Source organism: Caulobacter sp. Root655 (genome assembly GCF_001427665.1).
In the GTDB taxonomy this organism is placed as follows: Bacteria; Pseudomonadota; Alphaproteobacteria; order Caulobacterales; family Caulobacteraceae; genus Caulobacter.
In genome coordinates this window covers 280,175-304,343 of record NZ_LMHC01000001.1, presented here as the reverse complement: position 1 = coordinate 304,343, position 24,169 = coordinate 280,175, and the positions used below count along the sequence as shown (strand labels likewise).

General features: G+C 67.7%; 22 protein-coding genes. 16 read left to right on the top strand and 6 right to left on the bottom strand.

The features are described from left to right. Window positions 1-17 precede the first annotated feature (17 nt). The 4 genes from ASD79_RS01410 to ASD79_RS01395 all read right to left on the bottom strand — a co-directional run bounded on the left by ASD79_RS01410 (window position 18) and on the right by ASD79_RS01395 (window position 3,352). Entirely contained in the window at window positions 18-908 is an 891-nt protein-coding gene (locus tag ASD79_RS01410) for an SDR family NAD(P)-dependent oxidoreductase (protein WP_056719273.1), read from the bottom strand. A 106-nt stretch (window positions 909-1,014) separates the two neighbouring features. Further along, the gene (locus tag ASD79_RS01405) at window positions 1,015-1,224 is read right to left on the bottom strand and encodes a hypothetical protein (protein ID WP_056719272.1); all 210 of its coding nucleotides are present in this window, start codon (window positions 1,222-1,224) and stop codon (window positions 1,015-1,017) included. After that, window positions 1,221-2,138, bottom strand: coding sequence for a WecB/TagA/CpsF family glycosyltransferase (locus ASD79_RS01400; RefSeq protein WP_056719271.1), 918 nt, complete (start codon window positions 2,136-2,138; stop codon window positions 1,221-1,223). Before ASD79_RS01400 ends, ASD79_RS01405 begins: the two co-directional genes overlap by 4 nt. Before the next feature lie 215 nt (window positions 2,139-2,353). Then, a complete protein-coding gene (locus tag ASD79_RS01395) occupies window positions 2,354-3,352 on the bottom strand; it encodes an NADPH:quinone oxidoreductase family protein (protein WP_056719270.1) in 999 nt (332 codons plus the stop codon). Between the two features lie 69 nt (window positions 3,353-3,421). Here ASD79_RS01395 and ASD79_RS01390 point away from each other — a divergent pair, with 69 nt between their 5' ends. The 4 genes from ASD79_RS01390 (at window position 3,422) to ASD79_RS01375 (ending at window position 8,274) form a co-directional block, all read left to right on the top strand. Beyond that, on the top strand, window positions 3,422-4,297 hold the full coding sequence (locus ASD79_RS01390; RefSeq protein ID WP_056719269.1) for an isoaspartyl peptidase/L-asparaginase family protein: 876 nt from the start codon (window positions 3,422-3,424) through the stop codon (window positions 4,295-4,297). Window positions 4,298-4,374: 77 nt separating this feature from the next. Next, a complete protein-coding gene (locus ASD79_RS01385) occupies window positions 4,375-6,033 on the top strand; it encodes a lysine--tRNA ligase (RefSeq protein ID WP_056719268.1) in 1,659 nt (552 codons plus the stop codon). 281 nt (window positions 6,034-6,314) lie between these two features. Then, window positions 6,315-7,952 (top strand): phosphoglucomutase (alpha-D-glucose-1,6-bisphosphate-dependent), encoded by a 1,638-nt coding sequence (gene pgm / locus ASD79_RS01380; protein ID WP_056719267.1) that lies wholly within the window; start codon window positions 6,315-6,317, stop codon window positions 7,950-7,952. Window positions 7,953-8,064: 112 nt separating this feature from the next. Beyond that, the gene (locus tag ASD79_RS01375; protein WP_056719266.1) at window positions 8,065-8,274 is read left to right on the top strand and encodes a hypothetical protein; all 210 of its coding nucleotides are present in this window, start codon (window positions 8,065-8,067) and stop codon (window positions 8,272-8,274) included. Window positions 8,275-8,293: 19 nt separating this feature from the next. Here ASD79_RS01375 and ASD79_RS01370 read toward each other — a convergent pair whose 3' ends face one another. Continuing rightward, on the bottom strand, window positions 8,294-8,929 hold the full coding sequence (locus ASD79_RS01370) for a helix-turn-helix transcriptional regulator (protein ID WP_056719265.1): 636 nt from the start codon (window positions 8,927-8,929) through the stop codon (window positions 8,294-8,296). A 199-nt stretch (window positions 8,930-9,128) separates the two neighbouring features. Between ASD79_RS01370 and ASD79_RS01365 the strand changes: the two genes are divergently transcribed. The 4 genes from ASD79_RS01365 to ASD79_RS01350 all read left to right on the top strand — a co-directional run bounded on the left by ASD79_RS01365 (window position 9,129) and on the right by ASD79_RS01350 (window position 13,003). Continuing rightward, the gene (locus ASD79_RS01365) at window positions 9,129-9,608 is read left to right on the top strand and encodes a MerR family DNA-binding transcriptional regulator (protein WP_035035461.1); all 480 of its coding nucleotides are present in this window, start codon (window positions 9,129-9,131) and stop codon (window positions 9,606-9,608) included. Between the two features lie 85 nt (window positions 9,609-9,693). Then, window positions 9,694-11,484: an acyl-CoA dehydrogenase C-terminal domain-containing protein gene (locus tag ASD79_RS01360; RefSeq protein WP_056719264.1), complete on the top strand. Its 1,791-nt coding sequence runs from the start codon at window positions 9,694-9,696 to the stop codon at window positions 11,482-11,484. 2 nt (window positions 11,485-11,486) lie between these two features. After that, window positions 11,487-12,650 carry an acyl-CoA dehydrogenase family protein gene (locus ASD79_RS01355; protein ID WP_056719263.1) on the top strand — a complete coding sequence of 388 codons (1,164 nt, stop codon included), beginning with the start codon at window positions 11,487-11,489 and terminating at the stop codon, window positions 12,648-12,650. A gap of 5 nt (window positions 12,651-12,655) precedes the next feature. Then, window positions 12,656-13,003: a hypothetical protein gene (locus tag ASD79_RS01350; RefSeq protein ID WP_082584798.1), complete on the top strand. Its 348-nt coding sequence runs from the start codon at window positions 12,656-12,658 to the stop codon at window positions 13,001-13,003. A gap of 8 nt (window positions 13,004-13,011) precedes the next feature. Here ASD79_RS01350 and ASD79_RS01345 read toward each other — a convergent pair whose 3' ends face one another. Beyond that, on the bottom strand, window positions 13,012-13,944 hold the full coding sequence (locus tag ASD79_RS01345) for a phytanoyl-CoA dioxygenase family protein (RefSeq protein WP_056719261.1): 933 nt from the start codon (window positions 13,942-13,944) through the stop codon (window positions 13,012-13,014). An 81-nt stretch (window positions 13,945-14,025) separates the two neighbouring features. Between ASD79_RS01345 and ASD79_RS01340 the strand changes: the two genes are divergently transcribed. The 8 genes from ASD79_RS01340 (at window position 14,026) to ASD79_RS01305 (ending at window position 24,148) form a co-directional block, all read left to right on the top strand. Continuing rightward, window positions 14,026-15,231, top strand: a complete 1,206-nt coding sequence (locus ASD79_RS01340; protein WP_056719260.1) for an acetyl-CoA C-acetyltransferase — start codon at window positions 14,026-14,028, stop codon at window positions 15,229-15,231. Window positions 15,232-15,363: 132 nt separating this feature from the next. Continuing rightward, window positions 15,364-17,550, top strand: a complete 2,187-nt coding sequence (locus ASD79_RS01335; RefSeq protein ID WP_056719259.1) for a 3-hydroxyacyl-CoA dehydrogenase NAD-binding domain-containing protein — start codon at window positions 15,364-15,366, stop codon at window positions 17,548-17,550. 277 nt (window positions 17,551-17,827) lie between these two features. Continuing rightward, complete coding sequence (locus ASD79_RS01330) at window positions 17,828-18,115, top strand: hypothetical protein (protein WP_162252326.1); 288 nt, start codon at window positions 17,828-17,830, stop codon at window positions 18,113-18,115. Window positions 18,116-18,178: 63 nt separating this feature from the next. Continuing rightward, the gene (locus ASD79_RS01325; protein WP_056719257.1) at window positions 18,179-19,159 is read left to right on the top strand and encodes an NAD-dependent epimerase/dehydratase family protein; all 981 of its coding nucleotides are present in this window, start codon (window positions 18,179-18,181) and stop codon (window positions 19,157-19,159) included. A 307-nt stretch (window positions 19,160-19,466) separates the two neighbouring features. After that, window positions 19,467-20,426, top strand: coding sequence for a glycosyltransferase family 2 protein (locus ASD79_RS01320; RefSeq protein ID WP_082584766.1), 960 nt, complete (start codon window positions 19,467-19,469; stop codon window positions 20,424-20,426). Window positions 20,427-20,434: 8 nt separating this feature from the next. Further along, window positions 20,435-21,928: a lipopolysaccharide biosynthesis protein gene (locus ASD79_RS01315; protein ID WP_056719255.1), complete on the top strand. Its 1,494-nt coding sequence runs from the start codon at window positions 20,435-20,437 to the stop codon at window positions 21,926-21,928. Window positions 21,929-21,932: 4 nt separating this feature from the next. Then, complete coding sequence (locus tag ASD79_RS01310; protein ID WP_056719254.1) at window positions 21,933-22,961, top strand: polysaccharide pyruvyl transferase family protein; 1,029 nt, start codon at window positions 21,933-21,935, stop codon at window positions 22,959-22,961. Beyond that, window positions 22,958-24,148 (top strand): O-antigen ligase, encoded by a 1,191-nt coding sequence (locus ASD79_RS01305; protein ID WP_056719253.1) that lies wholly within the window; start codon window positions 22,958-22,960, stop codon window positions 24,146-24,148. Before ASD79_RS01310 ends, ASD79_RS01305 begins: the two co-directional genes overlap by 4 nt. Window positions 24,149-24,169: the final 21 nt, after the last annotated feature.

Sequence of the window (24,169 nt, the reverse complement as noted above, 5' to 3'; positions counted from 1 at the left end):
GATGGGGGGAGTCGCCGTCATGCGTGGGCTTGCGAGGCGATCACCGCCGCCCGCATCTGCTCGGCCTGCTCGGGAGTGATGCCCATCGCCGACAGCAGCGGCGACGGCGCCGTGGAATCCCAGCTGCTGCGGCCGCCGATGGTCAGGCCGCCGTCGACCACGATGTGCGTGCCGGTGACGAACTCGGAGTCGTCGCTGGCCAGGTAGAGGGCGGCGCGGGCGATGTCCTCGGGCAGGCCGGACTTGGGGACCGGCTGGATCTTGGGCCCGACCTCGGCGACGCGGGCGGCCATCTGGTCGGCGACCTCGCGCGGCAGGCCCATCGAGGCCCCGAAGATCGAGGTGGCGATCAGGCCCGGGCAGATGGCGTTGACCCGGATCTTCTGCGGCGACAGCTCGGCCGCCGCGCAGCGGCTCAGGTGGATCACCGCGCACTTGGCGGTGGAATAGGCCAGCGGCCCGAACCCCGCCTGCAGGCCGGCGATCGAGGCGGTGTTGATGATGCTGCCGCCGCCGCGCGCCAGCATCAGCGGCAGGGCGTGCTTCATGCCCAGCACCGGGCCGCGCAGCAGCAGGGCGAAGGTGGCGTCCCATCCCTCGGCGGTCATGTCGGCCACGCCGTTGGGCGCGCCGCCGTGGCCAGCGTTGTTGAACAGGATGTCGAGGCCGCCAAAGGCCTCCTGGGCCAGGGCCATGGTCGCGGCGATCTGGGCCTCGTCGGTGACGTCGCAGCGCGAGAACCGGACCTTGTCGGGGAAGCGCCGTTCCAGGATCGCGCCCTTCTCGGCCTGCAGGTCGGCCGCCACGACGCGCGCGCCTTGCGCCACGAACAGTTCGACCGCCCCCAGTCCGATGCCCGAACATCCGCCGGTGATCACCGCAACCTTGCCGTCCAGACGTCCCGTCATGCGTCGCTCCCATAGCCCGGCGCGGCCTCTGGGATCGGGCCGCTACGCTAGGCGCGGCCATCCTGGCGCGCCGGAGCGCGCCTGGCTAGGGATAAGTGAACAACGTTCAGGCTTGTTGGCGAGCCTGCTGGCGAACGGGCGTCGTCGTCAGGCGGTTGACCACCAGGCTGGCCAGCAGCCAGAGCGCGCAGGGCAGCAGCAGCACGGCCCAGGCCAGGATCAGACCGGCCAAGCCAAGGATCGCCGCGACACGTTGCAGGATGCCCGGACGCTCGACCTTCACGGTCGGCGGCGGCAAATAGATATTCAAGCTCATCGTCCCCCCAGACTGTCAGAGCGCGCCAAATCGGCCGCACGCGTATATTCCACGCTAGCGGTGTCGGGAGCCTTACGAGAAACCACCTGTCTCACAAGGGCTTTTCGCAAGTCATGCAGGGCCGGACCCATCAGGTGCCACGGTTCCAGGCAGTAGCGGGTGAACAAGCGCTGCGGATCGACCATCAGCCGGAACAGCCACTCCATACCCACCTGCCCCATCCAGCGGGGCGAGGGGCGCTGGACGCCGGCCTCGTAGTCGAAGGCTCCGCCGACCGTGAAGGTCACGCAGGGCCCCAGTTGGGCCTGGTTCTCCAGGACCCAGACCTCCTGGCGCGGCATACCCATGCCGACCAGCACGATGTCGGGCTTGTAGGCCTGGATCGCCTCGACCACCGCCTGGTTCTCCGCCACCCCCTGCGCGACGTCGAAATAGCCGTGGTGAGTCTGGATCTGGGCGCCCGGCCAGTCGGCCTGGATGCGCTCGACGGCCTTCTCGCCGACGCCCGGCGCGCCGCCGACGAAGAACACCTTCCAGTTCTCGGCGATCGCGCGCTCCCAGAAAGCGTCGCGCCAGTCGAGATAGGTGCAGCGATGGAACCGCCGGCTGGCCCGGCCGACGATGCGCGCCCAGAAGATCAGCGGCACCGAGTCGACCTCGATCAGGTCCGACCGCTGGTAGAATTCGGCGATCTTCTCGTCCTTGCGGATCAGATAGAGGCTGTGGAGGTTGTGGTTGGCGACGATCGCCCCTTCACGCGCGGCGATCTTGCCCGCCACGAAATGGAAAACCTCCTCCGGCCGGACAAGGTCCATCGCGCCGCCCAGAACCCGCACCCGCTCTTCGGGACGCCGGCTCATGCGAAAAGGTCGACGCGCCTCGGGAGAGAACGCGTCGCGTGCGGGTAGGAACATCTGAACGCCGCCTCCGACTATTCGAAGGACAGCTTTTAGAGCAACAGCGTTATGTGTTTGCCAATAAGGATCCTTAGCAGGATTTAACCTTGAATTCTTGGTTTATAGACTGTTCACCATTATTGGACGACAAGGGACACACACTCAGGGCACCGTCTCAGCCAGGTAGACCACGGCATTGCCGTGAGTGTGCGTCCCCAATCTCATCCCCGTCCCTAGTCGTTGACCACCACGACCTTGCCCATCGCCTTGCGGCTGGCCAGATGGGCGATGGCGTCGCCGGCCTTGGCCAGGGGAAAGCGCTCGGACACGTGCGGCCTGATCTTGCCCTCGGCGTACAGGCCCATCAGGTCCTTGACGTTCTGGACGTGCAGCTTGGGCTCGCGGGCCACCGAAGCGCCCCAGAACACCCCGCGGATGTCGCAGGACTTCAGCAGGGTCAGGTTCAGCGGGATCTTCGGGATGCCCGACGGAAAGCCGATGACCAGGAAACGGCCGTTCCAGCCGGCGGCCCGGATGGTGGCCTCCGAATAGTCGCCGCCGACCGCGTCATAGGCCACGTCCCAGCCATTGGGGCCGCAGGCCTCCTTGATCAGGTTGGCCAACGCCTTCTGGCCGTCCTTGTCGAACGGGCCGCGCGGATAGACCACCCCGGCGTCGGCGCCGTGGGCGATGGCCAGGTCGACTTTCTCCTGGCTGGAAGCCGCCGCGATGACCCGCGCTCCAGCCGCCTTGGCCAGTTCGACGGCCGCCAGGCCGACACCGCCGGCCGCGCCCAGCACCAGCACGGTCTCGCCGGCCTTCAGCTGGCCGCGGTCCTTCAGGGCGTAGTACGAAGTGCCGTAGGTCAGGATGAAGGCGGCGGCCTCGTCGAAGGGCATGGAGTCGGGGATCGGCGTGCAGCGCACGGCGTCGACCAGCAGCTTCTCGGCCATGCCGCCGTGGCCGCTCGAGGCCAGCACCCGCTGGCCGACCTTCAGGGTGGTGACGCCCTCGCCCAGCGACTCGACCACGCCGGACACCTCGCCGCCGGGCGCGAACGGGCGCTGCGGCTTGAACTGGTACTTGTCCTCGATGATCAGCACGTCGGGATAGTTGACGCCGCAGGCCTTGACCGCCAGCACCACCTGGCCGGGGCCGGCGACGGGGTCGGGAAGCTCCTCCAGCACCAGGGTCTCGGGTCCGCCGACCGCCTTGCTGAGCACCGCCTTCATCTCGCTTCTCCCGTCTTTTGTCTTTAAGAGCGCGGACGCTAGCGCAGGGCGCCGGACCAAGGAAGCGGAATGTCAAACAAACGTTTTAGTCTCGCCCTGCACGGCGGCGCCGGCTCCGCCCCGGGTCACGACTACGGCGTCGAGATCGCCCACATGCGCGGCCTGGTCGAGGCGGCTCGTGACCGGCTGGCGGCGGGGGCCAGCGCCCTGGACGTCGCCGTCGAGACCGTCGTCGCCCTGGAGGCCAGCGGCCTCTACATCGCCGGCAAGGGCGCCTCGCCCAACGCCGCCGGCGCCTATGAACTGGACGCCTGCCTGATGGACGGGACCACCGGCCGTGCCGGCTCGATCGCCGCCCTGCAGGGCTTCGAGAGCCCGATCCTGGCAGCCCGGGCGGTGATGGAAAAGACGCCTCACGTGATGCTGGCCGGCGAGGGGGCAATGGCCTTCGCACGCTCGCAAGGGCTGAAGGAGATCGAAGACCCCGGAAGCTGGTTCACCCAGGCGGGGGCTTTCGAGTCCAACCATCCGCCGGAACTTCCCACCGGCACCGTCGGCTGCGTGGTCCGCGACGCCGAGGGCCGGCTGGCGGCGGCGACCTCGACGGCGGGGGTGTTCGGAAAACTTCCTGGTCGAGTTGGGGATTCGCCGATCATCGGGGCCGGAGCCTGGGCTGACGACCACGCGGCGGTCTCCTGCACCGGCCAGGGCGAATATTTCATCCGCACGGCGGTGGCCGTGCAGATCGCCCACCGCATGCGGTTCGGCGGCGAGAGCCTTGAGAGCGCGGCGGCGGCGGCGATCGCCGGGGTCGCGGCCCTGGGCGGGGACGGCGGGCTGATCGCGGTCGACCGGGACGGCAATGTCAGCATGCCCTTCGCATCCGACGGCGTGAAGCGTGCGGCCCTGATGCCGGACGGCACGGTGTTCAGCGCGGCGTTCTGAGGCGCGCCCATCCTCGTCCAACCGCCTTTCCTTCCCCGAACCTAGCCTCCGCCGCCGGTTCCCCCTATACCGCCCCCATGTTCCAAGGCCTCTCCCCCCTCGCCCGCGACGCTCGCGCCTGGCCGTTCGAGCAGGCGCGCGCCCTGCTCGCCCGCACCCTGCGTCTGCGCCTGACCGACACCGAGCGCGACTTCGCCTCGACCCTGATCAACGCCGGCAAGACCGACGAAGCGGTCAAGACCCTGGAAGCCCTGCGCAAACCGGTGGTGCTGGAGACCGGCTACGGCCCGTCGGGCCTGCCGCACATGGGCACCTTCGGCGAGGTGGCGCGCACGACCATGGTCCGCGCGGCGTTCCGCGCCCTGACCGACAATGCCATCCCCACGCGCCTGATCTCGTTCAGCGACGACATGGACGGCCTGCGCAAGATTCCGCCGAATGTGCCCAATGGCGAGGTCATGATCCCCGACCTCGACAAGCCGCTGACCGTGGTCCGCGACCCCTACGGCGAGCACGAGAGCTTCGGCCACCACAACAACGCCCGCCTGCGGGCCTTTCTCGACGGCTTCGGCTTCGACTACGAGTTCGTGTCCTCGACCGACTGCTATCGCGGCGGCCGGTTCGACGAGACCCTGTTGATCGCCCTGGAGCGTTTTGACGCCATCCAGAAGATCATGCTGCCCTCGCTGGGCGAGGAGCGCCGGGCGACCTATTCGCCGTTCCTGCCGATCAGCCCCAGGACCGGCAAGGTGCTGCAGGTCCCGACCCTTGAACGCAACGTCGCCAAGGGCACGATCGTGTTCCGCGACGAGGACGGCCAGCTGACCGAGGTCCCGGTGACCGGCGGCGGCGTCAAGATGCAGTGGCGGCCCGACTGGGCGATGCGCTGGACGGCCCTGGGCGTCGACTACGAGATGAGCGGCAAGGACCTGATCGACAGCGTCCGCCTGTCCAATCAGGTCTGCAAGGTCCTGGGCGGCTCGCCGCCCGAAGGGTTCCACTACGAGCTCTTCATGGACGAGAACAACCAGAAGATCTCCAAGACCAAGGGCAACGGCCTGACCATGGAAGACTGGCTGCGCTATGGCGCGCCGGAGAGCCTGTCCTACTACATGTTCCAGAGCCCGAAATCGGCCAAGAAGCTCTATTTCGACGTCATCCCCAAGGCGACGGACGAGTATCTGCAACAGCTGGACGCCTACCAAAAGCAGGAGCCGGCCAAGCAGGTCGACAACCCCGCCTGGCACGTCCACTCCGGCCAGCCGCCCGAGCAGGGCTCGCCGGTGTCGTTCAGCCTGATGCTGAACCTGGTCTCGGCCGCCGACGCCTCGACCAAGGACATCCTCTGGGGGTTCCTGGGCCGCTATGTCGGCGGCGCGACGCCGGAGAGCCATCCGCTGCTGGACCGCCTGGCCGGCTATGCGATCAACTACTACGAGGACTTCGTGAAGCCCTCGAAGACCTTCCGCGCCCCGGACGACAAGGAGCGCGCCGCAATCGTCGACCTGCTGGCGCGCCTCAGGGCCCTGCCGGCCGGCTGCCAGGACGCCGAGCTGATCCAGAACGAGGTGTTCGCGGTCGGCAAGGACCACGAATTCGACCCGCTGCGCGCCTGGTTCCAGGCCCTCTACGAGGTGCTGCTGGGCCAGAGCCAGGGTCCGCGCTTCGGCTCGTTCGCGGCGATCTTCGGCCTGGACCGCACGATCGCCCTGATCGAGGAGAAGCTGGCCGCCTAGGGCAATGGTCGGTGGGGCGGACGTGAAGCGGAACCGTCTTGCGTCCTTCGAGGCCCTCCTCTGGAGGGCGCCTCAGGATGAGGACTTCGGCAACAGCGCTCCTCATCCTGAGGTGCGCGCCGAAGGCGGGCCTCGAAGGACGCACGGCGTCTGGCTTCAAATCGTCCATGCGGATTCAGCGTCTCGGAAGAATGACGCATTTCGCGGCTACATCGCTGTTGCGGCGCCGGGCCATGCGGCCGGCGTTGCCACCACACTTGAGTGCTGAGTAGGGTCAAGACATGCATAGCCACGCCGGCCTCCAGGCCCGTCCCGAAGACCTTGTCGACCTGGCCGCCTTGATCGCCGCCTATCGCGACATCCAGCCCGACGTTTCCGACGTCAATCAGAAGGTGGTGTTCGGCACCTCAGGCCACCGGGGCTCCAGCCTCGACGGGGCGTTCAACGAGAACCACATCCTGGCCATCACCCAGGCGATCGTCGAGCACCGCGCCAGCGCGGGGATCACAGGCCCGCTGTTCATCGGCCGCGACACCCACGGACTGTCCGAACCCGCCTGGCGCACGACGCTGGAGGTGCTGGTCGGCAATGGGGTCGAGGTGCTGGTCGATTCGCGCGACGGCTACACCCCGACCCCGGCGGTGTCGCACGCCATCCTCAGGCATAACCGCGCCGCCCCGGGATCGTCCGACGGCATCCTGATCACCCCGTCGCACAACCCGCCCCGCGACGGCGGCTTCAAGTACAACCCCCCCACTGGCGGCCCTGCCGGCTCGGACGCCACCACGCCAATCGCGGCGCGGGCCAACCAATTGCTGAGGGACGGCCTGAACGGCGTGCGTCGCGTGCCGTTCGAGCGAGCCCGCGCCACGGTCGGCGAGTACGACTTCCTGGCCCACTACGTCGACGACCTGCCCAGCGTGCTGGACCTGGACGCCATCCGGTCGGCCGGCGTGAAGATCGCGGCCGATCCGCTGGGCGGCGCCAGCGTCGCCTATTGGGGCGAGATCGCCGACCGCCACCGGCTGGACCTGACCGTGGTCAACGACCGGGTCGATCCGCGCTGGGCGTTCATGCCGCTCGACACCGACGGCAAGATCCGCATGGACTGCTCGTCGGCCAGCGCCATGGCCAACCTGATCCGCACCATGCAGGGCGGCGGCGCCTTCGACATCGCGATCGGCAACGACGCCGACGCCGACCGCCACGGGATCGTCACCCCGGACGCCGGGCTGATGAACCCCAACCACTACCTGGCCGTGGCCATCGCCTATCTGTTCAGCCATCGGCCGCGGTGGGCCGCCGACGTCGCCGTCGGCAAGACCCTGGTGTCGTCGTCGATGATCGACCGCGTGGTCGCCAAGCTGGGCCGCCGCCTGCTGGAAACGCCGGTCGGCTTCAAGCACTTCGTCCCCGGCCTGCTGGACGGCGGCGTCGGCTTCGGCGGCGAGGAATCGGCCGGCGCGTCGTTCCTGCGCCACGACGGAAGCGTCTGGACCACCGACAAGGACGGCCTGCTGCTGGGCCTGCTGGCCGCCGAGATCCAGGGCGTCACCGGACGCAGCCCCAGCCAGGCCTATGCGGAACTCACCGCCGAGCACGGCGCGCCCGCCTATGCCCGCGTCGACGCCCCGGCCTCGCGCGAGGAGAAGGCCCGCCTGGGTTCGCTGAGCCCCGCCGACGTCACCGCCAGCCAGCTGGCGGGCGAGCCGATCCAGCACATCCTGACCCGGGCCCCCGGCAACGACGAGGCGATCGGCGGCCTCAAGGTGGTGACCGAGAACGCCTGGTTCGCCGCCCGCCCGTCGGGCACCGAGGACGTCTACAAGATCTACGCGGAGTCGTTTCTCGGCCCGGACCATCTGCGCGAAGTGCAGGCCGCCGCGCGCGAAGTGGTGGCCGGCGCGCTGGCTGGCTGATCGGCCCCCGCGACACCATGCCTCAACAGATGAACGAAGTCTGAACTGGCGGTTAAGGGTCTGCTCGTAATTGAGCGTCTAGTCTGTGGTCATCAGAACCAAGGTTAGACCGATGGCTTGCTTCACCCTCCGCCCGTCAGATCGCTCGGAATTCGACACGTTGCTCGGCGAGTTGGCGTCCCAGTTCCCCTCGGCCCACATCGAGGCGGCGCACAACGACACCTGGCACTCCTATCGCGTCGACATCTCGTGCGACGCCCCTTGGGAGGGCGACCTGACCGCCTGGCTGCAGAGCAAGCACGCCGACTGCCCCCGCACCTAGGATCTGATAGCCCGCGAGCCTACTGGCTGGCCCAGAGGATGCGGGCGATCCACACCACCTCGGCCAGGTCCAGCGTGCGATCCTGGCCGCCCGGCGTCAGAGAGGCCAGCTCGACGCTGCGGGCCGTGACCCGCGCCAGTTCCTTGACCAGCAATTCGCCGCCCGTGGTCTTGACCACCACCCGGTCACCGCGTCGCGGCTCGACCGACGGCGAGACCAGGACGCGGTCGCCGTCGCGATAGACCGGGGCCAGGGCGTCGCCGGTGATCTCCAGGGCATAGACCCCGTCCTCGCCCTGACCCGGGAAATCGATCTCGTCCCAACCCTCGCCGACTGGCGCGCCGGCCTCGTCGAACATCCCGGGCGCCTCGGCCTGGGCGAAGCCGATCAGCGGCACGGCGCGCGGACTGGGCGGCCGCGCCCGCTCGGTCAGGGCCGCGAACTCCGAAAACCCCACCCCGGTGGCTTCCAGAACCTTGGCCAGGCTCTCGGTCGAGGGCCAGCGCGGGCGGTTATCGCCGTCGCCGCGCTTGGAGCGGTTGAAGCTGGTCGGATCCAGCCCCGCCATCCTGGCCATGGCCGACGGACTCATGTCGAAGCGCTTGGCCAGGGCGTCGATCGCGGTCCAGATTTCGGTGTGCGAGAGCGACGACATGGCGATTTCCTGGCGCTGGCCCCAGGACGATGGGCCTACGGAAAATATGCCTCGGCCCTAGGAAAGTAAACCTAAGCGACTCCGATCAAGTTGACGTTTACGTAAACGTTGACGGCGGTTTGTCGCGAGCATATGGTGATCGACGATAACCAACCGGCCCGTCCGCAGAAGTCGGGCCTGCCCAGGGAGGGTTTCGATGTTGGCCGACCTGCGACGTCCAGAGCGCACCTTTACAATCCGCCAGTTGTGCAACGAGTTCAAAGCCACGCCGCGCGCGCTGCGCTTTTATGAAGACAAGGGTCTGTTGACCCCGGCCCGCGAGGGCCTCAACCGCGTCTATTCCCACAAGGACCGCGTCCGCCTGCAGCTGATCCTGCGCGGCAAGCGCGTGGGCCTGTCGTTGTCGGAAATCCGCGAACTGCTCGACCTCTATGACGAGAACGACGACGGCGCGGCCCAGATGGCCCGTTCGCTGAAGAAGTTCCGCGAACGCGCCACGGCGCTGGAGCAGCAGCGCGAGGACATCGACGGCGCCCTGATCGAACTGCGCGAAGCCTGCGCCCGCCTCGAGCGGCGCCTGGCCGAGATCCGCCCCGACCTGCTGCCCCGCGCCGCTGACTACGACCAGGTGCTGCGCGCCCGGCTCGACGGTCACGCCGACGCCGCCCTCGGGAAATAACCCGCCCTTCGCCCGCTTTCGCCGGACGGCGAAGCGGGCGAGAGCCCCTCTCCCTCCCCGACCCCCGCCTGACCAGGACTGATCCATGACCTACCAGCCGCCCGTTCGCGAACACGCCTTCATCCTGCGCGACGTGCTCAACATCGATCAGCACGGCAACCTGCCCGGCTTCGCCGACGCGCCGTTCGAGACGGTCGAGCAGATTCTCGACGCCGCCGCCCAGTTCACCGGTGAGGTGCTGGCCCCGCTGAACCCCGTCGGCGACAAGCAGGGCTGCGTCTGGAACAAGGACTTCACGGTCAAGACGCCGGACGGCTTCAAGGAAGCCTACAAGCAACTGTGCGAAGGCGGCTGGACCGGCCTGGGTTCGGACCCGACCTATGGCGGCCAGGGCCTGCCGCACGTCGTCAACCTGGCCTTCAGCGAGATGAGCTCGTCGGCCAACATGGCCTTCTCGATGTATCCGGGCCTGGCGCACGGCGCCTATTCGGCCATCCACACCGGCGGCAGCGACGAGCAGAAGAACCTCTACCTGCCCAAGATGGTCTCGGGCGAGTGGACCGGCACCATGAACCTGACCGAGCCGCATTGCGGCACGGACCTGGGCCTGCTGCGCACCAAGGCGGTTCCGCAGGCCGACGGCAGCTATCGCATCACCGGCCAGAAGATCTGGATCTCGGCCGGCGAGCACGACATGGCCGACAACATCGTCCACCTGGTGCTGGCCCGCATCGAGGGCGCCCCGGCCGGCGTCAAGGGCATCAGCCTGTTCATCGTGCCCAAGTTCCTGCCCAAGGAAGACGGCTCGGTCGGCGACCGCAACGAGGGCGCCAAGTGCGTCGGCCTCGAAGAGAAGATGGGCATCCACGGCAACGCCACCTGCGTCATGCAGTACGAGGACGCCAAGGGCTGGTTGATCGGCGAAGAGAACAGCGGCCTGAAGCTGATGTTCGTGATGATGAACGAGGCCCGCATTGGCGTCGGCCTGCAGGGCGTCGCCCAGGCCGAGGCCGCCTACCAGGCCGCCGCCGCCTTCGCCAAGGACCGCCTGCAGGGCCGCTCGCTGACCGGCCCGAAGAGCCCGGACGGCCCGGCCGACCCGATCATCGTCCACCCGGACGTGCGTCGCATGCTGCTGGAGAGCAAGGCCCTGATCGAAGGCGGTCGCGCCTTCCTGTTCTGGACCGCCCTGCACGGCGACCTGGCCCACCATCACCCGGACGAGGCCACCCGCACCAAGGCCGAGGACTATATGGGCCTGATGACGCCGGTGCTGAAAGGCTACCTGACCGACAAGGGCTTCAAGATCTGCTCTGACGCCATGCAGGTGCACGGCGGCAGCGGCTTCACCGAGCACTTCCCGGCCAGCCAATACCTGCGCGACGTCCGCATCGCCCTGATCTACGAGGGCACGAACGGCATCCAGGCGCTGGACCTGGTGGGCCGCAAGCTGGCCTCCAAGGGTGGCCGCGGCGTGATGACCTTCTTCCAGGAAATCGACCAGTTCATCGGCGAGAACGACAGCGACGAGGCCCTCAAGCCGTTCGTCGAGGCCCTGGCCGGGGTGAAGGCCCAGCTGCAGGACGGCACCATGTGGCTGATGCAGAACGGCCTGCAGAACCCCGACAACGCCGGCGCCGCCTCGACCGACTACATGCACCTGTTCGGCCTGACGGGCCTGGCCTACATGTGGACGCTGATGGTCAAGGCCGCCAACGCCAAGATCGCGGCCGGCTCGTCCGACCCGTTCTATTCGACCAAGATCGTCACCGCCCGCTACTTCATCGAGCGCGTGCTGCCCGACGCTGGCGCCCACCTGGCCAAACTGAAGACCGGTTCGGCCACCCTGATGGCCCTGCCCGCGGAGGCCTTCTGACCATGGGCGTGCTCAACGTCGAAAAGCCGGCCTTCATGGCCGAGGAAGACATCGCGATCTTCGAGGACGCGGTCGGCAAGTTCTTCGACGAGCACGCCCCCGAGGCCGTGGTGGCGACGTGGCGCAAGAACCACATCGTCGACCGGGCCATGTGGAACAAGGCGGGGGAGGCCGGGCTACTGGGCCTTTCCCTGCCGGAAGAATACGGCGGGGCCGGCGGCGACTATCGCCACGAGGCCGTGCTGATGGAGCAGTTGGGCCTGAAGGGCGTCGACGGCTTCGGCATCAGCCTGCACAACGCTATCGTCGCCCCCTACATTCTGCACTACGGCACGGAAGAGCAGAAGCAGCGCTGGCTGCCCAGGCTCTGCACCGGCGAGCTGGTCGGGGCCATCGCCATGACCGAGCCAGGCGCGGGCTCGGACCTGCAGGGGGTCAAGACCACCGCCAAACAGGCCGGCAACCAGTACGTGATCAATGGTTCAAAGACCTTCATCACCAACGGCCAGACCGCCAACCTGATCATCGTGGTCGCCAAGACCGATACGACTCTCGGGGCGCGTGGTGTCTCGCTGCTGGTGGTCGAGACCGACGGAGCCGAAGGCTTCGAGCGCGGCCGCAACCTCGACAAACTGGGCCACGAGGCCCAAGACACGTCCGAGCTGTTCTTCAACGACGTCAAGGCGCCGACCGAGAACCTGCTGGGCTCCGACGAGGGCCAGGGCTTCTTCCAGCTGATGGGCCAGCTGCCCCAGGAGCGGCTGAACATCGCCGTCCAGGGCATGGCCACCATCGAGCGGGCCCTGGAGCTGACCATCGACTACGTCAAGCAGCGCAAGGCGTTCGGCAAGGCGATCATCGACTTCCAGAACACCCAGTTCGTGCTGGCCGAATGCAAGACCGAGGCGACCGTCGCCAAGGTGTTCGTCAACCACTGCATCGAGCAGCACCTGGCCGGCAAGCTCGACGCCGCCACCGCCTCGATGGCCAAGTACTGGGTCAGCGACCTGGAGAACAAGATCGTCGACCGCTGCCTGCAGCTGTTCGGCGGCTATGGCTTCATGAACGAATATCCGATCGCCCGGATGTACCGCGACAGCCGCGTGCAGCGCATCTACGGCGGCACCAACGAGATCATGAAACTGCTGATCGCGAGGACGCTGTGATGATCATGCTGGCCGATGCTCCCCCTCAGGACGCCCGAGCGGCGGTCGTCTGCGTTCGCCCCGAAGGGCGGCGGCCGCTGTTCTTCTCGGGCAAGCTGGTGGGCAAGAAGCCGGGCTCGAAGTTCCCGGGCGATTTCGAGACGCCGCTGACGGCGGGCTCGCCCCGGTGCATCACCCTGCTGCGCTCGAAGGTCGCCGACTGGTCGCTGTCGGTCACCACGCCGGGCTTCACCGCCTGCAAGCTGGCCGCGCCGGAGTTCGGCTACCGCGTCACCTACAGCGCCAAGTCCGGCGCGCGCGGCCTGTCCTGCGCGCAAACGGCTCACGCGCCGATCGGGCCGTGGAAAAAATGACCCGCGCCTCAGGCCTTGTTGACGCTGTTCGCCTTGATCTGGGCCGCCCCGCGCGCGTCCAGGTCCTGGCGCGTGGCCTCCAGGCTGAGCGGGCCCAGCAGGGTGGCGTTGACGGCGTCCATGCCCGGGGCGGGAACGCCTGGCTTGCGGGCGATCAGGTAGCGCAGGCTCAGGCGCTCGTTGTCGGCGGCGTCGGGCTGGGTGCCGTGCAGGGTGCAGGCGTGCCACATGGCCGCGTAGCCGGTCTGGCCGGTCAGCAGGTGCTGCCGGGTCTGGACCGCATTGCCCCGCCCGTCGCGATACAGCCAACCACCGTCGTTCTTGGCCAGGTCGTGCGGGAACAGCGTCCCGCCCAGCTTGTGGCTGTCCTCCAGCAGGAACAGCGGCGCGTCATGCGCGCCGACGTCGTGCAGGTAGATGTACAGGGTGATGAAGTCGGCTTCCCGGTCCTTGTAGTCGATCAGGTCCTGGTGGAAGTCGATGCCGTAGAAATAGGTGATGTCCCGGAACGGGGCCTTCACATAGGCGCCCAGGTTGTTGACCGGGTTGCCGGCGATGCGGGTCTTCAGCCAGTCGGGCACGACACTGGCCGGCACGCCGCAGATCAGTTTCTTGAGCAGGATCTCGTAGCTCTCGCCCAGCAGGGCGGTCAGGGCCGAAACGATGGCCGGGTCGTTCTCGACGAAGGCCAGCTCGGCCTCGAACCGCTCCAGCAGGTTGCGGCCGGGCGCGGGATTGACCCCGATATATTGCGGGTCGGCGTCGAACTCGGCCTCGCCGAGGAAGAGGTCCGTATCGAAGGTCCGCAGAGCCCGGATCTTGGCCAGCAGATCGCCGGCCGTCGCCGGATCCACACCACCCTCGAACACATGATAGCCGCGCGCGATGAAGTCGCTCACCACCGGGTGGGCCGCGTCCGTCGAGCGCTCAGCTGCCGTCATCGTCCTGTTCTCCAAGCCACCGGAAACAGACGCCTTTTTGGTTAACGAACCATCCAAGCCTACGCAGGAAGGAGCCATCAAATGGCCGACGCTTACATCTTTGACGCCGTGCGCACCCCGCGCGGCAAGGGCAAGAAGGACGGGTCTCTGCACGAGATCACCGCCCTGTCCCTGGCCACCCAGGTTCTCGAGAACCTCCGCGACCGCAATGGCCTGGACACCTCCAAGGTCGACGACGTCGTCCTGGGCTGCGTCTCGCCGGTGGGCGAGCAGGGCGCCGACGTGGCCCGCACCGCCGTGCTGACCGCCGACTACGCCGAGAGCGTCGCCGGCGTGCAGATCAACCGCTTCTGCGCCTCGGGCCTGGAAGCCGTGAACATGGCCGCGGCCAAGGTTATGTCGGGCGAAGCCAACCTGGCGATCGGCGGCGGCGTCGAGAGCATGAGCCGCGTGCCGATGGGCAGCGACGGCGGCGCCTGGCCGACCGACCCGTCTTCGGCCTTCAAGACCTACTTCACCCCGCAGGGCGTCAGCGCCGACCTGATCGCCACCCTCTACGGCTTCTCTCGCGACGACGTCGACGCCTACGCCGTGGAAAGCCAGAAGCGGGCCGCCGCCTCGTGGGCCGACGGCCGGTTCAAGAAATCGGTGATCTCGGTCAAGGACCAGCTGGGCCTGACCATCCTGGACCACGACGAAACCGTGCGCGGCAACACCACCATGCAGACCCTGGCCTCGCTGAACGCCTCGTTCGCCGGCATGGGCGAGATGGCCTTCGACGCCGTGGCGCAGCAGCGCTATCCGCAGGTGGAGAAGGTCAACCATGTCCACCACGCCGGCAACAGCTCGGGCATCGTCGATGGCGCGGCCGGCGTGCTGATCGGCACCAAGGAAATGGGCGAAGCCCTGGGCCTCAAGGCTCGCGGCCGCATCAAGGGCATGGCCTCGATCGGTTCGGAGCCGTCGATCATGCTGACCGGCCCGTCGCTGGTCACCGAGAAGCTGCTGGGGCGCCTGGGCATGGCGGTCGGCGACATCGACCTCTACGAGCTGAACGAAGCCTTCGCCGCCGTCGTCCTGCGCATGATGCAGGCCCTGAACATCCCGCACGACAAGATGAACGTGAACGGCGGCGCCATCGCCATGGGCCATCCGCTGGGCGCCACCGGCGCGATGCTGGTCAGCACCATGCTGGATGAGCTGGAGCGCTCCGACAAGGAGACCGCCCTGATCACCCTGTGCGTCGGGGCCGGCATGGGCACCGCCACCGTCATCGAACGCGTCTGATAGCAACAAGGGTTGTCATCCCGGAAGCGCGCAGCGCTGTCCGGGACCCAGGGGCGGTGCGCACTGCCCCTGGGTCCCGGCTCTCCGCTCCGCTTCGGCCGGGATGACAACGGAAATTCAAAGGAAATTCCGATGGAAAACTTCAAGATCGAGGTCGACGGCGACGGGATCGCCCTGGTCACCTTCGACGTGCCCGGCCGGACGATGAACACCCTGACCGCCTCGGTGATCCGCGAGATCGGCGAGGTGGTCGAGGCCATCAAGACCAACGACGCCATCAAGGGCGCCGTCCTGACCTCGGGCAAGACCACCGGCTTCTGCGCTGGCGCCGACCTCGGCGAACTGGGCGGCAGTGAAGGCGGGATCGGCGGCGGCGACCTGAAGGCGGCGTTCGACGCCGGCTTCGCGCTGAACAAGGCGTTCCGCGCCCTGGAGACCGGCGGCAAGCCGATCGCCGCGGCGATCAACGGCCTGGCCATGGGCGGCGGCCTGGAAATGACCCTGGCCTGCCACTACCGCGTGGTGGCCGACAACCCGAAGATCCAGTTGTCGCTGCCGGAAGCCAAGGTCGGCCTGCTGCCCGGCGGCGGCGGCACCCAGCGCCTGACCCGCCTGATGGGCGTGATGGCGGCGGCCCCGTTCTTGCTGGAAGGCAAGTCGATGAAGCCGGCCGAAGCCCTGGGCTTCAAGGTCGTGCATGAGGTCGTCCCCGCCGATCAGCTGATCGAGGCGGCCAAGACCTGGGTCAAGACCAAGGGCGACCCGGTCGCGCCGTGGGACAAGAAAGACTTCAAGCTGCCCGGCGGCGGTCCCTACACGGCTGGCGGCAGCCAGGTGTTCGTCATGGGCAACGCCATGCTGCGCAAGCAGACCTATGGCAACTATCCCGCCCAGCTGAACATCATGAAGGCCGTCTATGAGGGCCTGCAGGTGCCGTTCGACGCGGCCATCCGCATCGAGACCCGCTACTTCCTCAAGACCCTGATGTCGCCCCAGGCCAAGGGCATGATCCGCACCCTGTTCCTCAGCCTGCAGGAACTGGGCAAAGGCTCGGGCCGCCCGGCCGGCGTGCCGCACTACGACGTCAAGAAGGTCGCCGTGCTGGGCGCCGGCATGATGGGCGCGGGCATCGCCTATGTCCAAGCCATGGCCGGCATCGAGACCGTGCTGATCGACCAGACGCAAGAAGCCGCCGACAAGGGCAAGGGCTACGCCGAGGCCCTGGTCAACAAGGCCGTCTCGCGCGGCAAGATGACCAAGGAAAAGGGCGAGGGCATCCTGGCCCTGATCCACCCGACCGCCGACTACGCCAACGTCAAGGGCAGCGACCTGGTCGTCGAGGCGGTGTTCGAGAACCGCGACGTCAAGGCGTCGGTCACCAAGCTGGCCGAGGCCCAGCTGGCCGACACCGCGATCTTCGGCTCCAACACCTCGACCCTGCCGATCACCGGCCTGGCCAAGGCCAGCGTGCGTCCCGCCTCGTTCATCGGCATCCACTTCTTCTCGCCGGTCGACAAGATGGGCCTGGTCGAGCTGATCATGGGCGAAGAAACCTCGCAGGAGGCCTTGGCCAAGTCGATCGACTACGTCCTGAAGATCAAAAAGACCCCGATCGTCGTCAACGACAGCCGCGGTTTCTACACGTCGCGCTGCTTCGGCACGTTCGTGCAGGAAGGCATGGAGCTGCTGTCCGACGGCTACGCCCCGGCCATCATCGACAATGTCGGCCGGGCCACCGGCATGCCGCGCGGTCCGCTGGAGATGCACGACGACGTCGCGCTGGACCTCTCCTACAAGATCGCCCAGCAGACCAAGAAGGACCTCGGCGACAAGTACGAGGAGCGCCCCTTCACCACGATCATCGAGAAGATGGTCGAGGGCGAGGGCCGCTACGGCCGCAAGAACGGCAAGGGCTTCTACGACTATCCGGAGAGCGGCCCCAAGGTCCTGTGGAAGGGCCTGGCCGACCTCGCGCCGGTGAAGATCGCCGAAGTCGACAAGGCTGGCATCGAGGAGATCCGCACCCGGCTGCTCTACCGCCAGGCCGTGGAAGCCGCCCGCTGCTTCGAGGAAGGCGTGATCACCGACCCGCGTGAAGCCGACGTCGGGGCCATCCTGGGCTGGGGCTTCGCGCCCTGGACCGGCGGCCCGGTCAGCCTGATCGACGGCGTCGGCGTGGCCAAGTTCGTCGAGGCCTGCGACGCCCTGGCCCAGAAGTACGGCGCGCGGTTCGCCCCGCCCCAGCTCCTGCGCGACATGGCCGCCAAGGGCGAGACCTTCTACAGCCGCTTCGGCGTCAAGACCAAGGCCGCCGCCTAAACGCCGCGCCCACGCGACGACGGAGGGGCCTGGCGGCGACGCCAGGCCCCTTTTCGTGATGAAAACACCTTCCCGGAAAGCTATGCCGTAGCCTCTATTCAAGCTATACTGTGACTCTCATCCTACGAGCGCAGCCGTGCTTCACCGCCTCATCCCCGCCACAGCCCTGCTTTGCCTGGTGACCACCGCTTGCGGGCCGGCCCGGGAAGTCGCTGTGCCACCGGCTGAGGTGGCGGAAACGCTCCCGAGCGATCCGGTCCCGGCGGCGCTTTCGGGCGTGGCCCAGCGCTCGCTCGAACGCCGCCACCCGGACGCCCGCGTCATCCTGGCCGACCAGGCGGTCAACCGGGGTGTCGACCAGGCCTGGGTCTGCGGCCGCTACATCCTGCTGACCCACAATACCCGTCGCGAGCGGTTCTTCATCGTCAGCACGACCGAACTGGTGGAACTGGGCAAGACGGCCGACTCGCGCTGGACCGACACCTGCGCCGACGCCAAACCCCTGCAGGGAAGCCTGGACACCGTCAGCGCCGAGACCCAGGCCGTGATCCTGACACGTCGGTGATCCATCGGCTCACGGACGCCAGCATTGGACGCGGCTGAGCGTCAGGGGTACAGACGGCGAGCCATGACCGTTATCATCACCGGCGCCGCCGGCTTCGTCGGGGCCCATGTCGCTCACCGCCTGCTCGACCGGGGCGAGACCGTCATCGGGGTCGACGTGTTCACCGACTATTACGACCCGGCGCTGAAAGCGGCGCGGGCGGCGCGGCTGGAGGCCCGTCCGGGCTTCACCATGGTCCGCATGGACATCGCCGACGGCGCGGCCTTCGAGGCGCTGGTCCACGACAGCGGCGCCAAGCGGATCGTCCACCTGGCCGCCCAGGCCGGCGTGCGCTACTCGATCGACAACCCCTTCGCCTACGAGCGCTCGAACCTGGCCGGCCACCTGTCGGTGCTGGAGGCCGCGCGGCGCAACGGCGTCACCCACCTGGTCTACGCCTCGTCCAGCTCGGTCTATGGCGACCGTCTCCAGTCGCTCGACGGCGAGCCTGGCGCGGGCTTCAAGGAGACCGACCCGGTCGACGAGCCGGTGTCGCTGTACGCGGCCACCAAGCGGGCCAACGAACTGATGAGCATCAGCTACGCCAAGCTCTACGGCTTCCCGATGTCGGGCCTGCGGTTCTTCACGGTCTATGGACCGTGGGGCCGGCCAGACATGGCCTATTTCAGCTTCACCCAGAAGATTCTCGCCGGCCAGCCGATCGAGGTCTTTGGCCAGGGCCGGATGGCCCGCGACTTCACCTATATCGACGACATCGTCGATGGCGTCGTCGGGGTGCTCGACCACCCGCCGGCCGCGGGCGGGCACGAGATCTACAACATCGGCGACAACGACCCCGTCGGGTTGATGGAGATGATCTCGACCCTGGAAGAGGCCCTGGGCCGCGAGGCGGTCAAGGTCATGCGCCCCATGCAGCCCGGCGACGTCACGGCCACCTACGCCGACATCTCCAAGCTGCACGCCCTCACCGGCTACAGGCCCAAGGTCAAGCTCACCCAGGGCCTTGAGCGATTCGCCGAGTGGTACCGTTCATTCTACGCCTAAAGGCGCCCGAGCCGGATGATCTCGCGGACCGATGGAACAGGGTCGCCCGCCCTTGTCATAATTCGATCTCCTTCGTCGTGATATTCCCCCGACGCGGACGGCTCCAGCGGTCACCCTACGACAAGGCTCGCGAGCGGTGGGGATCGGGCGCCTTCAATGGAGGCGCCTTGGGCCGCGATAAGGCGATTTGATGATTGCCTGGTGTGAAATGACCGCGCCTCGCCCCTAGCGGGCGAACGCGTGATAGGTCATCCGTGCGTCGCGCCAAGTAAGGTCGGCGCGTCTTTAGTGTTTTGGGGAACCGACGTTGACGAAGATATCCATCGTCATCCCTTGCTATAACGCCGAGGCGTTCATCGGTGATGCTATAGCTTCAGCATTGGCCCAAAGCCATGCCGATGTCGAATGCATCGTGGTGGACGACCGCTCGACGGACGATTCGGTCGCGATCATCGCCCAGGCCGCCGCCGGCGACCCCCGCGTCAAACCGGTGTTCCTCCCCGAGAACCTCGGCGCGTCGGGCGCTCGCAACGCGGGCCTGGCCGTGGCCTCCGGTGACTGGATCACCCTGCTCGACGCCGACGACCTCTATAGGCCCACGCGTCTGGAACGGCTTCTGGCGACGGCGCTGGCGGCCGACGCGGCCGTGGTGGTCGACAACCAGCAGGTCTGCGCCTTTCCCGCCACGTCCTCGACGCAGCTGGCCTTCGGGTTCATCCACGAGGACCCGACGCAGGTCACTCCGGAACTCTATTTCGCCGAAGCCGCCAAGTTCGGCCGCTGGCTCAGCCCCGGCTACATGAAGCCGATGTTCCGCGCCGATCTTGTGCGCGCGCTGAACCTGCGGTTCGACCCGCGCTTCAAGACCGGCGAGGACTTCCTGCTCTACGCCGACGCCCTGGTCGACCGGCCCCGGTTCGTGGCCTGCGCCTTCGCCGGCTACGTCTATCGCCGCCGCGAGGGCTCGCTCAGCCGGGCCGGCGGCGAGCACCTGCGCGCCCAGGCCCTTCTGTCGGACGTGATCGTCGAGCGATACGGCGACAAGCTGTCCGCCCAGGCGGCCGCCAGCCTGCGCGCGCGCAAGCAATTGATGAGCCGCCTGGCCGGCCTGCACGACGTGCGGGTGGCGATCAGCGACCGCGACTTCGGCGGCGCGCTCAAGGCCGTGACCCTGCAGCCCGACCTTGCCATGGCCGCCGTCGACATGCTCAAGCGGAAGCTCGCCAACGCCCTGGCCCCCGCGGCAGACGTGAAGCGGGCCGCGTAGGACAGCCCATGCTCAAGCGTTCCGCCTTCTTCAACTCGCTCTGGACGGTCGTCGGCAACGGCGGACAGCTGGCCGTCTCTCTGGGCACGTTCCTCTACCTGGCGCGCATCCTGTCGCCCCGCGACTTCGGCGTCATGGCCCTGGCGGCCGCCTTCATCGACCTGCTGACGCTGTTTGGCCGTTTCGGCCAGGTGGAGGCTCTGCTGCAGAAGGGCTCGGACGACCAGAAGACCCTCTCGACCGCCTTCTGGATCCTGACGACCATCGGCGTGGCGATCCTCGCCCTGGTCGGGGGCACGGCCTATCCGTTCGCCGCCGTCAGCAAGACCCCGGTCATCGCCCTGGTGCTGCTGATGCTGGCGGCCGTGCCGCTGATCCAGAACCTGGGCCAGGTGAACGAGGCCATCCTCCGGCGCGACTTCCGCTACAAGGGCATCGCCGTCCGCAACGTCGTCGCCACCCTGCTGGGCGCGGTCGCGGCGGTGATCCTGGCCAGCCTCGGCTACGGCGTCTTCGCCCTGGCCGCGCAGAAGCTGGTCTACACCGTCACCTACACGGCCGCGGTGTGGATCGCCCAGCCCTGGAAGCCGAGCCGGGTGTTCGAACGCGCCGAATGCCCGCGCCTGCTGCGGACCGGGCTCGACGTGACCATCAGCAACACGCTGCAGATCGCCAACGGCCGCATCGTCGACTTCAACGTCGCCTTCTTCCTGGGCGTCGTGACCCTGGGCGTGTCGCGCGTCGCCTGGCGGCTTTACGAATTCGCGCTGCAACTGGTTGTCACCCCGATCACCTCGGTGGCGATCAGCTCGCTCTCGCGCCTCAGCGAAGCGCCCGTCGCCCTGCGCAACGCCTATCTGCGGTATGTCGAGCTGATCTTCCTCTCCACCGCGCCGCTGTTCGTGGGGATCAGCCTGCTGTCCAAGGACGTGGTCCTGCTGATGGCGGGAGCGAAGTGGGCGGAGTCGGCGTCGGTGCTCTCGCTGCTGAGTCTTTCGGCGCTGGGCGGATGCCTGGGCCTGATCTTCGGCCCGGTGATGATCGTCCAGGGGCGCACCCAGGCGATCCGGTCGCAGGCCCTCTGGCAGACCGCCTTCACCATCATCGTCATCGGTGTCGCGGCGCAGTTCAGCCTGCTGGCCGTGGTCGTGGCCCATGTGGCCCGCATCTACCTGTTCGCCATCATCAACCTGGTGATCATGAACCGCTCGCTCGGCGTGGAGGCGCGGCCGTTCCTGGCCCGCATCACCCCGCCCCTCGCCGCGACCGCCATCATGGCCGCGGCCTGCTTCGCCTGCGGCCGGGTCTCGGCCGACTGGCCGCTGCTGGCGCGCATCGCCGCTGTGGCGGGCGTCGGCGCGATCGTCTATTTCGGCGCCCTGTTCGCGGGCGACCGGTTGGGCGTCTGGCGCGGCTTCGTCGCCGACATGGCCACCCTGGCCAAAGAACTCCTGCAACGCCGCCGCGCGACCGCGCCGGTCGCCGCCTCGCCTAACGGATAGGGTCATGAAGCTTTTCTACTATCAGGATCCGCACGGCAATTTCGGCGACGACGTCAACGCCTGGCTCTGGAATCGCTTCATTCCCGAAGCCTTCCAGGACGAGAACGACGGCGTCACCTTCAGCGGGATCGGCACGATCATCGGCCCGCGCATGCACGACGAAGGCCGCTGGATCGTGTTCGGCAGCGGCATCGGCTACGGCCCGCCGCCCCCCAGCTTCGGCGGCGCCGACTGGCGCATCCCCTGCGTGCGCGGCCCCCTGACCACCCGGATGCTCGGCCTGCCCGAAAGCGCGGCCGTGGTCGATCCGGCCGTCCTGATCGGAACCCTGCCCGAATACGCCCCGCTGCCCGACAGCGAGCGCGAGGGGGTGCTGTTCATGCCCCACCACGAGGCGCTCTCGACCGGGGCCTGGCGCGCCGCCGCCGAGCGGGCCGGCCTCGGCTTCGTCGACCCGCGCGACGACAGCAAGCAGACGATCGAGCGCCTGCGCCGGGCCAAGCTGGTGGTGGCGGACGCCATGCACGCGGCCATCGTCGCCGACTGCCTTCGCACACCCTGGGTCGCGGTCAGCACCTCGTCGGAGACCAGCACCTTCAAGTGGTTGGACTGGAGCCAGTCGCTGGGCATGGGCTACGCGCCGCAGCGCCTGCCGGCCAGCACGGCGCAGGAAGGGTTGCGCAGCGCCACCCTGCACCTCTACGGCAAGCGCTTCACGACCGAGCCCACGCCCGACGCGGCCGTCCGCCACCTGACGCGCGACCTGGCGTCCAAGCGCCACCCCTGGTCCTACCGCCGCCGCGCGACCGGACACGCCCTCTATCGCCGCGTCCTGAAGAAGGGCCTCGCCGCCAAGCCGCTGGACGGCTGGCGGGCGGACGCCGACGCACGCAGCCTGGACCGGGCCGCCGAGGCCCTGCGCCGCGCCGCGCTGGGCGCCGGGCAACTCAGCGAAGACAAGATCCTGGGGTCCAAGACGGCCCAGCTCCGCGACCTGCTGCTCAAGGTCGGCAAGGAGGGCTGGCGGTCGTGAAACGCGCGTTCCATGTGCTGATCACGATCTATCTCGCGATCATCGTCCTGAACCTCGACATCATCAGCCCGATCGGCAATTCGACGCCGATCGAGAAGGGCCTGCTGCTGCTGTGCGGCGTCATCTTCCTGCTGGGACGGAAGGTCAATCTGGCGGTCCTGGCGCTGATCGGGGTGATGGCCCTGACGACCATGGTCACCGCCATGGGCACCGACTTCTACGGTTTCAGCACCGACCGCTACCTGCGCGGCCTCATCAGCCTGCTGACGCCGTGGCTGCTGCTGGCCGGCGATCCGACCGAAGAAGACCGCGACCTGCTGATCAAGCTGTTCGCCTGGATGCCGCTGGCCGACCTGGCCGTCGGGGGACTGTACGCCGTCCTGCACCTGCACGAGCTGCGCCACACCGATTTCCTGGGCGTCAGCCGGCTGCAGGGCTCCAGCATTCCGGCGGGCCTGGGATCGATCTGCTATGTCGGCGCGTTCGCCGCCTCGATCGGCTGGGCCCAGACACGGTCTTGGCGCTACCTGGCGCTGCTGGGCGTGAACCTGGTCATCCTGCTGCTGACCGCCGCGCGCGCGCCGTTCTTCCTGGCGATGCTGGCGATCGCGGCGGTCTATCTGACCCTCTATCGCCACACCCTGAGCAGCTTCGTGGCGACCTTGCTGGCGGGCCCCGCCGTGGGGATCGCGGCCTTCCTGATGGTCGGCGCGTCGCTGCTGGCGCGCTTCAGCAGCAACAGCCTCAGCGGCCGCGAGATGATCTGGCAAGCGCTGCGGGACGTCCTGCGCGCCTACCCGACCTTCGGCATCGGCCTGGGACACCAAATTCTCGTGGTTCCGGAACAGGTTACCAAGTTAACCACGACCATCGCCGCCCACGATGAGTACTTGAGGATCGCAGTCGAATGCGGCTATGCTGGAGCTGCGATAATTTTCGCCTGCCTCATAGCCATTTGCATAAATATATGGCTCTCGAAACGGGTTGGCATGCATCCCGTTTTTCTGTTGGCAGCAGCAACGTTCTTCATATACTGTAATAGCGACAACGCGATTAGTTCGTCAGTAACGTCGTTCATTATAATCGTAGCCGCTTTCGCCTTCCCAGTGAAGAGTGGGGTGTCCGTTGCCGTACAGACAAAAGCAAGCGAAAGCGCCCGACGATCTCGGCGCAAGGTGCTGTCTTAAACGAGTAGTTCAGGAGTAGCG

What these genes read in the sequence shown, in the direction of transcription:
- ASD79_RS01350 (WP_082584798.1), top strand. Translation starts at nt 12,656, where the DNA reads ATGCTGGCCGATGCTCCCCCTCAGGACGCCCGAGCGGCGGTCGTCTGC.
- ASD79_RS01395 (WP_056719270.1), bottom strand. Translation starts at nt 3,352, where the DNA reads ATGAAGGCGGTGCTCAGCAAGGCGGTCGGCGGACCCGAGACCCTGGTG.
- ASD79_RS01340 (WP_056719260.1), top strand. Translation starts at nt 14,026, where the DNA reads ATGGCCGACGCTTACATCTTTGACGCCGTGCGCACCCCGCGCGGCAAG.
- ASD79_RS01360 (WP_056719264.1), top strand. Translation starts at nt 9,694, where the DNA reads ATGACCTACCAGCCGCCCGTTCGCGAACACGCCTTCATCCTGCGCGAC.
- pgm (WP_056719267.1), top strand. Translation starts at nt 6,315, where the DNA reads ATGCATAGCCACGCCGGCCTCCAGGCCCGTCCCGAAGACCTTGTCGAC.
- ASD79_RS01410 (WP_056719273.1), bottom strand. Translation starts at nt 908, where the DNA reads ATGACGGGACGTCTGGACGGCAAGGTTGCGGTGATCACCGGCGGATGT.
- ASD79_RS01370 (WP_056719265.1), bottom strand. Translation starts at nt 8,929, where the DNA reads ATGTCGTCGCTCTCGCACACCGAAATCTGGACCGCGATCGACGCCCTG.
- ASD79_RS01375 (WP_056719266.1), top strand. Translation starts at nt 8,065, where the DNA reads ATGGCTTGCTTCACCCTCCGCCCGTCAGATCGCTCGGAATTCGACACG.
- ASD79_RS01400 (WP_056719271.1), bottom strand. Translation starts at nt 2,138, where the DNA reads ATGTTCCTACCCGCACGCGACGCGTTCTCTCCCGAGGCGCGTCGACCT.
- ASD79_RS01405 (WP_056719272.1), bottom strand. Translation starts at nt 1,224, where the DNA reads ATGAGCTTGAATATCTATTTGCCGCCGCCGACCGTGAAGGTCGAGCGT.
- ASD79_RS01345 (WP_056719261.1), bottom strand. Translation starts at nt 13,944, where the DNA reads ATGACGGCAGCTGAGCGCTCGACGGACGCGGCCCACCCGGTGGTGAGC.
- ASD79_RS01335 (WP_056719259.1), top strand. Translation starts at nt 15,364, where the DNA reads ATGGAAAACTTCAAGATCGAGGTCGACGGCGACGGGATCGCCCTGGTC.
- ASD79_RS01325 (WP_056719257.1), top strand. Translation starts at nt 18,179, where the DNA reads ATGACCGTTATCATCACCGGCGCCGCCGGCTTCGTCGGGGCCCATGTC.
- ASD79_RS01390 (WP_056719269.1), top strand. Translation starts at nt 3,422, where the DNA reads ATGTCAAACAAACGTTTTAGTCTCGCCCTGCACGGCGGCGCCGGCTCC.
- ASD79_RS01315 (WP_056719255.1), top strand. Translation starts at nt 20,435, where the DNA reads ATGCTCAAGCGTTCCGCCTTCTTCAACTCGCTCTGGACGGTCGTCGGC.
- ASD79_RS01355 (WP_056719263.1), top strand. Translation starts at nt 11,487, where the DNA reads ATGGGCGTGCTCAACGTCGAAAAGCCGGCCTTCATGGCCGAGGAAGAC.
- ASD79_RS01385 (WP_056719268.1), top strand. Translation starts at nt 4,375, where the DNA reads ATGTTCCAAGGCCTCTCCCCCCTCGCCCGCGACGCTCGCGCCTGGCCG.
- ASD79_RS01310 (WP_056719254.1), top strand. Translation starts at nt 21,933, where the DNA reads ATGAAGCTTTTCTACTATCAGGATCCGCACGGCAATTTCGGCGACGAC.